Origin of the sequence: Fulvivirga lutimaris (assembly GCF_009711525.1) — a bacterium.
In the GTDB taxonomy this organism is placed as follows: domain Bacteria; phylum Bacteroidota; class Bacteroidia; order Cytophagales; family Cyclobacteriaceae; genus Fulvivirga; species Fulvivirga lutimaris.
The window spans coordinates 1-10,177 of the sequence record NZ_SMLV01000277.1 but is presented as its reverse complement, the minus strand read 5'-3'; the positions used below and the strand labels follow the sequence as shown (position 1 = coordinate 10,177).

Genomic DNA, 10,177 nt, shown 5'->3' with positions numbered 1-10,177 from the left:
TTTTAGACTCAACTTTTCTCATGGTACCCATGAGGATCATGCTAAAGTAATTAAATACGTAAAAGAATTAAACGAAGAATTAGATACTAATATATGTTTGCTTCAGGATTTGCAAGGACCAAAAATTCGTGTTGGAGAAGTAGATAAAGGTGTTAAACTTAAAGTAGGGCAGTTATTTACGATCACACCGAATGAAATGATCGGTACTAATGAGAAGGCAAGTACTGTATATACAAACCTACATAAAGATGTAAAGCCGGGTGATATGATTCTTATCGATGACGGTAAGATCGAGCTTAAAGTAAAAGAGGTAAAAGGTGAGGATGTTATCAGTGAAGTGATATATGGAGGAAAATTGAAATCCAGAAAGGGTATAAATCTTCCATTTACAAAGGTATCTGCTCCATGTTTGACAGAAAAGGATTTAAAGGATCTTGAGTTTGGTTTGACTCAGGATATTAATTGGATTGCCCTTTCTTTTGTAAGGTCTGCCGAGGATATTCATGAACTTAGAGAGAGAATTCAAAAAGCAGGAAAAAATTGCCGAATAATTGCCAAGGTAGAGAAACCTGAAGCAATGAATAATATTGAATCTATCATAGAGGCTACAGACGCAGTGATGGTTGCCAGGGGTGACTTAGGTGTTGAAATATATATGGAAGAAGTGCCAATGGCGCAGAAGAAAATAGTTTCATTATGTAATAGAGCGGCTAAGCCTGTAATTATTGCCACTCAAATGATGGAGAGTATGATCGAGAATCCTCGTCCTACTAGAGCTGAGACTAATGATGTTGCCAATGCTGTTATGGATGGTGCTGATGCCTTGATGTTGTCTGCTGAAACTGCTGCTGGTCTATATCCTATAGAGGTTATTAGAAGTATGGTGAAGACCATTACGAGTGTAGAACAACAATCTGAAAATCTTTATTTTAAGCATGATTTGCCTGCTGAGGACGATGAGCTATTTTATAACAATACCCTGGTATTGGCTTCATGTAGATTGGCAAAAGCTTCAAAAGCTAAGGCAATTATTGGTATGACAGCTTCAGGCTATACCGCTTTTAAGCTTGCATCACATAGACCAAAAGCTAATATATTCATCTTTACTAGCAATAGACCATTGTTAAATACCATGAATTTGATCTGGGGAGTGAGAGGATACTATTATGATAAAGAGGTATCTACGGATGACACCTTCGCTGATATTGAAGAGATATTGAAGGAGAAAGGTCATATAAATATGGGAGATGTATTTATTACAACTGCCAGTATGCCTATTCATGCAAGAGGAAGAACTAATACAGTAAAACTCAATATTGTAGATTAACCACTACAATTAATAAATCAAAAAGGGTTGCCAATTCGGTAACCCTTTTTTTATAATTGATTTGAAGGTTCAACCAGTAAAACCTGTTCTTTATCAACCACCACAGCGCCTGGCGGGTCTCCTTTACGTTTACGAACAAACTTTCTTGGGGTAACAATGACCGGACATAGCGAGTCAGTTTTTCTCTTAGAATAATATGCAGCAAGTTGAGCTGCTTTTTCTTTAACGCTAGCGGGAAACGGACTTCCTGATTTGTATTTGATTATTACATGCGAACCGGCAACATCTTTAGAATGTAGCCAAAGGTCTTCTTTATAAGTGTGGTGAAGCATCTCATCATTGGATGAAGCGTTTTTTCCCACCCATATGTCAAAACCTTGAAAGACGAATAGGTTGTAAGGTTTATTAACTTTTTGCTGAGCAGTAGTCTTGATAAGATTTTCTTTTTTGATGTACTCTCTTAAATCCTTGAGATGGTCTATTTTGTTGATTGCCACATAGTGTTCCTCAAGCTTCAAAAGCTCAAATTCTTTACTCTCAAGCACTTCCTCCAGATTTTTAATTTCTTTCGACTGGTTCTTGGCCTTTTTATAGAAGTTTTCAGCATTTTTTTGTGGCGTTAAATGTCGCTTTAGCTTGATTTCAATGAGTTTATTTTCATCATAAAAGTTTGTGAGTTCAACTTTGTCAGCGCTGCTATCTATAGCGTGTAAATTGGCCATGACCAAATCACCAAGTATTTGATAGCTTGTTTTATTGTTAATCTCACCTAGCTTTTGTTGGGTTTTATTAATGAATGATTTAGATCGTTTTATATTTTTCTCAAGGGCATTTACTATTTCCCTTTTTTCCTTTTCTAACCCGCTAGAGCTAACATATCCAACATAAAAGTCATTTAAAGCAGTGATAGGATCATTATAGCATTTTGATTCTTCAAAAGGTAGCAATGAGAACTTATCTGAGCGAATGAAGAACTCACCTTTGTCTAGTTGTGCAAGCGTATTTTTAACTAGTTTCCATTTTTCATGAAGTGATATGTTCTTAAAACCTTCTTCGTTTATGTGGCTTTCAATGTCTTTGCCAAATGTGGGAAATAGCAGTTTGGTATTGCCTTCTGAATTAATAAATGCCTCTTCTGACTGATCAATAGACCTGTCGAGGCTTTTGATGTCAATTTCTTGATCTTTGGTAAGTCGCTTGTTGAATAATGAAGCTACTTGACTGTTCTTGAGAAGAATGATATTAGATCTATTGCCATGCATCTTAAACAGAAGTTCATATCCATCTTCAAGCTTTATAGAAAAGCACCTTTCATTAAGGTATTGATAAGTGCCTAATACTCTTTTCTGAAGTATTTCATTAAATAGGTCAACACTGTTTTTTCTGGCGCGATGAAAGCTTGTTGGAAATGATAAACAGCAAAATGAAGCACTTAGAAAGGCCTTTATGTAAAACTGATCCTCATTATTACCAAATGAAATGATAAGCTCATCCTTATTTTGAGAGAAGCAAGATAGGAGATTTAGCCCACCGATTTTATGCTCCAGAGCAGGAGTGAGTTTTTTAAGGAAATAATAATTATTGTGCACTATAATTCAATCTGTTGACCATCAAAGGCCAAAGATATGTTTTCGGGAAGTTCTTTTTCAACTTCAGAGTGCCTTCCCATTCTATGACTTAAATGGGTGAAGTAGGTATGATCTATATTTAGCTCCTGAGCTAATGCTACTGCTTGCTCAAAGTTGAAATGCGAAATATGCTCTGCTTTCTGTAAGGCATTGATTACAAGCGCTTTTGATCCTTTTATCTTTTCTTTTTCCTCTTCAGAAATATAATTTGCATCTGTTATATAAGTGAAGTCATTAATTCTGAAGCCTAGAACCGGAAGTTTCAAATGCAAGACCTCAATAGGAGTAAACTTTATACCGTCAGCTTCAAATGGGTTATTAGTGATTTTCTCAATTCTGATTTGAGGAATACCAGGATATTTCTTCCCGGTCGTAAAAATGTAACTGTATTCCATTTTTAGCTGATTCAAGACCCGTTCAGTAGCATAAATGGGCATCTCTTTTTTCTGGATGAAATTATAAGCCCTAACATCGTCAAGACCAGCAGTATGGTCTTTATGCTCATGAGTATATATAACGCCATCCAGTGAATTAATTCTTTCCCGAAGCATTTGCTGCCTAAAATCCGGCCCAGTGTCTATAACAAAGCTCTTACCTTCAACTTCTATGTGTATTGAGGTTCTTAATCGCTGATCTCTGAAGTCTAGTGAAGTGCAAACGTCACAATTACAGGCAATTACAGGTATCCCTTGTGAAGTGCCTGTTCCTAGAAATGTGATTTTCAAAGCTCTAGTTTTGTTTGTGATAGCTCGTAGAATAATTTTTGATTCTTCTCGCTTAGTGAGTTTTTATCGATATTGAGTGATTTGATAATATCAAGAAGGCAATTGATTTTACCATCTGTTGCAAAAAACTTGTTAACTATAATAATTTTGGTGTCATTTAGTATACACCATCCTGAGGTGAAATTTCCTCTTTCATATCTAAGGATATAGTCAGTTTCGGCTATTAAGTCTTCAAGTTTGTTGAGAAAATGCTTGGAGTACTTGTGGCTCATTTAAACATATTTTTTCACCGCAGTCACCAAGGCATCATAGTCAAGTGGTTTAATTAAGTAATCATTAATGCCCACTTCATCAAAATCAGATTTCGAATAATTCTTATAGTTTCCTGAAATTGCTATAATAGGAGTAGAGGCTTTCTTTTTGTCAGACAACTGTCTGATTTGTTTGGCCAACTCCATTCCGCTTACTCCAGGAAGAATAATGTCAAGAATTATAACATCATAGTCATTAGCTTCTATTTCACTAATAACTTTTGCACCTGACTTAAAACCTTTCAGTTCATAACCCTGCCCAAAGAATATCTTTTTCGACAACGTTTGAATAACTGGACTATCATCTGCTAATAAGATTCGCTTTGCCATTCTAATTATTATTAAACTGTTCTTTTGCTTTTTTGAAGTCGTGATGAAGGTTGTAAAGCTCCTCCAAGTTGTTTTCAAAAATATGATAATTTTTCTTTTTCACTTCATCTTCAGTGAATTCAGACCAAAAAGCCATTTTTTCAACGCCTAAGGTTCCCGCATTGCCCTTTAAAGTATGTAAAATATTCAAAATTTCTTCATTGTTGGGCTCAGAAATAAGTCTCTTGCACCAATTTAATTGTATACCGCACTCATTATCAAACTCTTCAAGTGCTTCTGATACCATTTCTTTTCCACCAAATTCTATTAGCTTGCTCAGTGTTTTAGGATTCAGTGTTTGACATTCATCCAGCTCCTTTATTTTCTTTTCTAAATGTTGTTCAACCTCAGTATTCTCAGTCCACTTTTTGATCGTTTTTATCAGGTTTTCTGGAACGATTGGTTTTGAAATGTAATCATCAAGCCCTGCATTTAAATACTTATTCTTATCCCCTTTAAGTGAATATGCTGTCATAGCAATGATTGGCGTATTCTTGTTTAGCTCAGTCGTCCTTATATGTTTGGAGGCTGTAACTCCATCCATTTTTGGCATTTGAATGTCCATTAAAATGACCTGATAATTATTCTTCCCTGCTAATTCAATGGCCTTCTCACCACTATCTGCTTGTTTAACAACACATCCAGCGCGTCTTAGCATCTCTGATGCTAATTGAAGATTTACATTATTATCATCAACCAATAAAACTTTTGGTTTGTTCTTTAATTCGATTTTAATTTCATCCTCTACAAGGGTAGCCGAAGGTGAGGTAGCTATAGTTTCGAATGTGAACCAGAAAGTTGTTCCCTTATCTTTATTAGGGAAAGCACCTATTTTACCTCCTAGCATTTTTGACAGCTTCTTGGAAATGAATAACCCTAAACCAGTGCCTTTAAATGACTTACTGGCAGAGCCATCTAATTGAGTGAAGCTCTTGAATAATAATTTGCTATCATTTAAGCTAATACCTATACCAGTATCAACCACTGATCCTTTCAACTTTATGGTACCGTCTTTCTTCTTCTTAAAACTGTTTAGCGAGACAGTTACGGTTCCTTTATCAGGAGTAAACTTTAGAGCGTTAGAAATGAGGTTCGAATAGATTTGAATTATTTTCACCTCATCAACCAAAATGTTTTTAGGCAACTTTTTCTCTAATTTGAATTTGAGAGTTATTCCATTTCTTTTGGCCTCATGTTCATATAGAGTTTTTAATTTATTCAGAAGCTGGTCTGTTTTTATAATCGAGTTTTTAAGCTCCATTTTACCTGCCTCTATCTTTGACATATCTAACAGGTCATTCAACACATTCATTAAAATCTCTGATGAGTTTTTAAGTGAATTGAAGTGTTTTCGTTGTTTGTCATCTAAAGCGGACTCATCAAGAAGATGAATCATTCCCATGATCCCATTCAGGGGAGTTTTTATCTCATGGCTCATGTTGGCTAAAAATCTTTCTTTCACCTTCAGTGAGCGCTCGGCTAGTTCTTTAGAATATTGAAGCTGCTCATTAGTCTTTTTGAGCTCCGTTATGTTGCGAGCCGTGCCCTCAATATAAAGAGGTTTGCTGCCATCTCGTATTATCCTGATGTTGCAAATTGTAGGTATAACTTTGCCAGATTTATGAATAATGCCAGTTTCGAAATTTCGAACACTTCCATTATTTATCAGGTCTTTGAGAAGTGTTTTGATCTTTATGTTATAGATATAAAAGTTGGTAACGTTTTTCCCTCTGAGTTCACTTTCCTTGTAACCCATAATATCCTTCACTGAAGGGCTGAGCATGGTAATATTGCCCTTAAAGTCTGTTCTGAAATATAAATCTTGAAACGACTCGAATATATTCCTAAACTTTTCTTCGCTTTTTACCAGTTTGATTCTCGATTCGGTTTTCTCTGTAATGTCATAAGCCAAACCTGAAATTGCATGAATTTGAGCACTAGATCCATAAACAGGGTTTAAGAATAGCTCTTTCCACTCAAAGCCGCTATCGGTATCCATTCTTACTACTATGTTTACTGATTTTCCTTTTAGCACCTTGCTGTATTGCCTGCTCCAAAAGGTTTTGGTTTTTAAGGTTTTTAGCTTGCCTTTATACTCATAACAGATAGATTCTGAGTCATTAAGTAGTAGGAAGTATTCAAAATAATTTTGGTTGTAAGAAAGTAAATTGAACTCTGAGTCTACTGCCCAAATTATAAGATTGCCACTTTCTAAAATGGCATTGGAAAAGGCATTTTTTTGACGCTCTTCCTGAAGCTCTTTCTCCAACGATACAACCTTCTGGTTGAGTAACTTATTATCACTCTTCATGCCCTGTGAAATTAACAAATTCTAATCTAATGGATGTTTTTGACATTGTGATATTTAAAGAGGTATTTTGCTCGAAGTGTCATTAAAACCTAAATATTTAGTCAGTATAGTCGGGCCTACCGCAGTAGGGAAGACTGCTCTTTGTATTGATCTAGCAAAGGCGTTACGAACTGAAATTATCTCAGCAGATTCAAGACAGTTTTATAAGGAAATGTCTATTGGAACTGCAAAGCCAACTGAGCTGGAATTAAGTCAAGTTCGACATCATTTTGTAGATGATCGCTCCATTGAGGTAGAATTTTCGGCAGGTAAATTTGAAAAGGAAGCTATGAATACAATTTCAGAACTTCATAAAATCAAGGAGACCGTGATTATGACTGGTGGTTCGGGGCTTTATATTGATGCAGTTTTGAATGGTTTTAATGAAATGCCTGAGATTGATCCTGAAGTCAGGCAAGACCTAAATGCCAAATTTGAAAATGAAGGTCTTGAGGCTCTGCTCGAAGAATTAGAAAAGGTTGATCCTAAGTATTATGAAACTGTTGATAAAGGAAACCCACATCGAGTAATCAGAGGCTTGGAGGTTTATTTATCTTCTGGAGAGCCATATTCTTCTTACAGAACGGGGCGAAAACCAAATCGTGATTTTAATGCGATTAAGATCGGTTTAGAGCGTCCACGAGAGGAGCTTTATGCGCGAATTAACCAGCGTGTTGATATCATGATGTCTCAAGGTCTACTCGATGAAGTTACAGAGTTGCAGGATTTTCGAGACAAACAGGCTTTGCAAACAGTCGGTTACAAAGAGATTTTTGATCATTTGGATGGAGTTACTGATTTAAATGAAGCGGTTGAATTAATAAAAAGAAATTCTCGAAGGTACGCTAAGCGACAAATGACCTGGTTTAGAAGAGATAATGAAATCAAGTGGTTTCATCCTGATGATTTTCAGAATATACTTGAGTACATAAAAGATCAAATGAAGAAATAAGGAAATTTATTTGAACTGAAAATGGTTTAAATCGTATATTTTTGAAATAATGAATAGAATAAAATTACTTAAATACCCTGTTTTTACTTTAGCCTTCATTTTTGGAGTGTTGCTTTCTCAGAGTTCTTTTGCCCAGGACGGTGAGGTAAACTGGTTATCTTTTGAAGAGGCTGTAGAGAAATCTAAAACAGAGAAAAGGAAAATTTTCATAGATGTCTATACTGACTGGTGCGGTTGGTGTAAAGTGATGGATAAAAATACTTTTAGCCAGCCAGTGATTGCAGCATACCTCAATGAAAACTTTTATGCTGTAAAGCTTAACGCTGAGCAGCGAGAGGATATAATTTTCAGAGATCATACTTTTAAATTTGTAGAGTCAGGAAGGAGAGGGTATCACGAATTGGCTGCCTCTTTGCTCAACAATAAATTGAGTTACCCTACAGTTGTATTCCTTGACGAGAATTTTAACATTATTCAACCACTTCCTGGATACCAAAAACCTGATCGTTTTGAAATGATTGTGAAGTTTATTGGTGGTGACAATTTTAAGAACACAGATTGGCAAACCTGGGAATCTGAGTTTGTTTCTGCTATGGAGTAATCATTTCATTTTTGGCATTGACAGATTGTATTTTATTGCAACCACTCTTATCGTAAGTATAGTGGAAGTTGTTATTATATAATTGGCATCCTGATTTAAACCAATTTCTGAAAGTATGAAAAATGTAAATGCACCAATAAGGCATGGTGTAGCGTAAATTTCCTTTCTAAAGATCAGCGGAATTTCATTACACAGTATATCTCTAATAACACCCCCTACAACGGCTGAAACCATACCCATTACCATGGCCATACCTGGATTTAGGCCAAAATCAAGAGCTTTTTGCATGCCGCTGATGGTGAATAGGGCTATGCCAATGCTGTCGAAAATGAAAAATGTCCTCTTCAAATTGACAATATACTTTTTAAAAAGTAAGGTAAACGGTATGGCTAATAAGATGGCTATACTATAATCTATATTATTAATCCACCCTACAGGTGTTGCTCCAAGAATAACATCTCTGGTAGTTCCACCACCCACTGCAGTTACAAAGGCAATTACTGCAGCTCCGAAAACATCCATGTCTTTTTTGGCCGCCAGTCGTAATCCGCTTATGGCAAAAACGAACGTTCCTATTAAGTCGAGGGCATATAATAAATTCACAGCAGCTAATTAATGCTGTATTCGCTGAATAAAAAATAAAAGAACATGATATTTCTCCATTCTTCATCTTGCTGAAATTCGAAGCGCTTGTCGTTATGAGATTTTTCTATGTCAATTCTGCATTTATTAACATATTCCAGAAGGGTAAGCCCGTCTTTTGCATCTTTCATTTCTAAATTGAGGCTTAATCTATTATTAGGGCCTATAATATTTGCGAACTCACGAAAATTTGCCTGAACCACCTGTCTTAAGATATTGCCTTCCTCAAAATTTTCATCAGAAGGGCAGTGGCATTGATCACCATATTTTGTGAACCATTTGAAGCTGGTTTCAGGAAGCTCCTCACTTTTGTAATTTATGCCTGCAGCTTCAGATATTAAAACCTCTAGTTGCGAGGTAAAGGAGTTATCTACCTTTTGTTTGGTTCGAGCTGCTTGGCAAAGGGCATTTATAAATTGAGGGGAAAGTTGATTTGTAGTTTTATAAATAGGATAGTCTGTGTCTTGAGAATAGCTTATGCTAAATACAAAACATAATAGAACAACCCATTTAAAACGAAACATCATCTACAAAGAGCATTAGTAATATAAATACAATGATAATGACAATGTAAACAAGTTTTTTTCTGTCATTGTAAAGCATGTGTCGAATGCCATCAGTGCGATAATATTTGGTATACTTTTGCATCAGACCACCAAAATCTCTGTACTTATGAATTACTTCTAACGGTGGTTGAGGTTTGTTAATATTTACTTTAAGCTTAGTCATTATTCGCTATAGTTTATATTCTCCGACAACTTTTTCAACTTCTTCAATATTCTATAGGTTTTGATTTTGGCATTTACCTCTGTCATTCCCATCAGATAACCAATTTCCTTAAAGGAGTGATTTTCAAAAAACCTCAATTCAATAAATTGAATTTCAAATTCATCTAACTGCTCTAGCAGTACCGATATCAACACATGGGAGTCAATGAGGGTTTCAGAATAGTCTATTTCTTCAATCAACAGATTAACATGATGGTCCTCGATGCTTACTGACCTCAAAGCATTGTTTCGTCTCCTGAAAAACTGATTGATCTCGTTTAAGGCTATCTTATATAACCATGAAGAAAATGGCACACCTTGAAATTTGAAACTATCTATTTTTTTTAGGCAGTTTAAAAAGACTCTGGAAGTAATATCTGCTGAAAGCTCAAGGTTGTCAACCCGTTTGTTTACAAATAAAAACACCTGATCGTGGTATTTGATATATATAGGAGCGAAGTGTTCTGGATTTTCTTTGGCCTTTTCTATGATAGTGAGCTCTTCT

At 35.6% G+C, this 10,177-nt stretch carries 12 protein-coding genes; 3 read left to right on the top strand and 9 right to left on the bottom strand.

The genetic code is table 11. The features are described from left to right. Positions 1-1,327 (top strand): pyruvate kinase (pyk, locus tag E1140_RS04495; RefSeq protein ID WP_155179477.1); only part of this gene is annotated, 1,327 nt, incomplete at its 5' end. Between the two features lie 50 nt (positions 1,328-1,377). Here the strand turns inward: pyk and E1140_RS04490 are convergent. The 5 genes from E1140_RS04490 to E1140_RS04470 are packed head-to-tail and all read right to left on the bottom strand — an operon-like array spanning position 1,378 to position 6,671. After that, positions 1,378-2,916, bottom strand: a complete 1,539-nt coding sequence (locus tag E1140_RS04490; protein WP_155179474.1) for an NFACT RNA binding domain-containing protein — start codon at positions 2,914-2,916, stop codon at positions 1,378-1,380. Continuing rightward, positions 2,916-3,680, bottom strand: coding sequence for an MBL fold metallo-hydrolase (locus tag E1140_RS04485; RefSeq protein ID WP_155179472.1), 765 nt, complete (start codon positions 3,678-3,680; stop codon positions 2,916-2,918). Before E1140_RS04485 ends, E1140_RS04490 begins: the two co-directional genes overlap by 1 nt. After that, positions 3,677-3,952: a hypothetical protein gene (locus E1140_RS04480; protein ID WP_155179470.1), complete on the bottom strand. Its 276-nt coding sequence runs from the start codon at positions 3,950-3,952 to the stop codon at positions 3,677-3,679. The genes E1140_RS04485 and E1140_RS04480 overlap by 4 nt, the downstream gene beginning before the upstream one ends. After that, positions 3,953-4,321, bottom strand: coding sequence for a response regulator (locus tag E1140_RS04475; RefSeq protein ID WP_155179468.1), 369 nt, complete (start codon positions 4,319-4,321; stop codon positions 3,953-3,955). It abuts the gene before it with no gap. Position 4,322: 1 nt separating this feature from the next. Then, positions 4,323-6,671, bottom strand: coding sequence for a response regulator (locus E1140_RS04470; protein ID WP_155179466.1), 2,349 nt, complete (start codon positions 6,669-6,671; stop codon positions 4,323-4,325). Between the two features lie 76 nt (positions 6,672-6,747). Between E1140_RS04470 and miaA the strand changes: the two genes are divergently transcribed. Together miaA and E1140_RS04460 are read left to right on the top strand one after the other, a co-directional pair. Next, positions 6,748-7,662: a tRNA (adenosine(37)-N6)-dimethylallyltransferase MiaA gene (gene miaA, locus E1140_RS04465; protein WP_185153429.1), complete on the top strand. Its 915-nt coding sequence runs from the start codon at positions 6,748-6,750 to the stop codon at positions 7,660-7,662. A 49-nt stretch (positions 7,663-7,711) separates the two neighbouring features. Next, the gene (locus E1140_RS04460; RefSeq protein WP_155179462.1) at positions 7,712-8,263 is read left to right on the top strand and encodes a thioredoxin family protein; all 552 of its coding nucleotides are present in this window, start codon (positions 7,712-7,714) and stop codon (positions 8,261-8,263) included. Here the strand turns inward: E1140_RS04460 and E1140_RS22000 are convergent, their stop codons facing one another. The 4 genes from E1140_RS22000 to E1140_RS04440 all read right to left on the bottom strand — a co-directional run. Beyond that, a complete protein-coding gene (locus E1140_RS22000) occupies positions 8,264-8,866 on the bottom strand; it encodes a TRIC cation channel family protein (RefSeq protein WP_185153428.1) in 603 nt (200 codons plus the stop codon). Positions 8,867-8,871: 5 nt separating this feature from the next. Next, positions 8,872-9,432, bottom strand: coding sequence for a hypothetical protein (locus tag E1140_RS04450; protein WP_155179460.1), 561 nt, complete (start codon positions 9,430-9,432; stop codon positions 8,872-8,874). Further along, positions 9,416-9,634 carry a hypothetical protein gene (locus E1140_RS04445; RefSeq protein ID WP_155179458.1) on the bottom strand — a complete coding sequence of 73 codons (219 nt, stop codon included), beginning with the start codon at positions 9,632-9,634 and terminating at the stop codon, positions 9,416-9,418. The genes E1140_RS04450 and E1140_RS04445 overlap by 17 nt, the downstream gene beginning before the upstream one ends. Then, a partial coding sequence (locus E1140_RS04440) for an RNA polymerase sigma factor (protein WP_155179456.1) occupies positions 9,634-10,177 on the bottom strand: 544 nt, incomplete at its 5' end. The genes E1140_RS04445 and E1140_RS04440, both read right to left, overlap by 1 nt.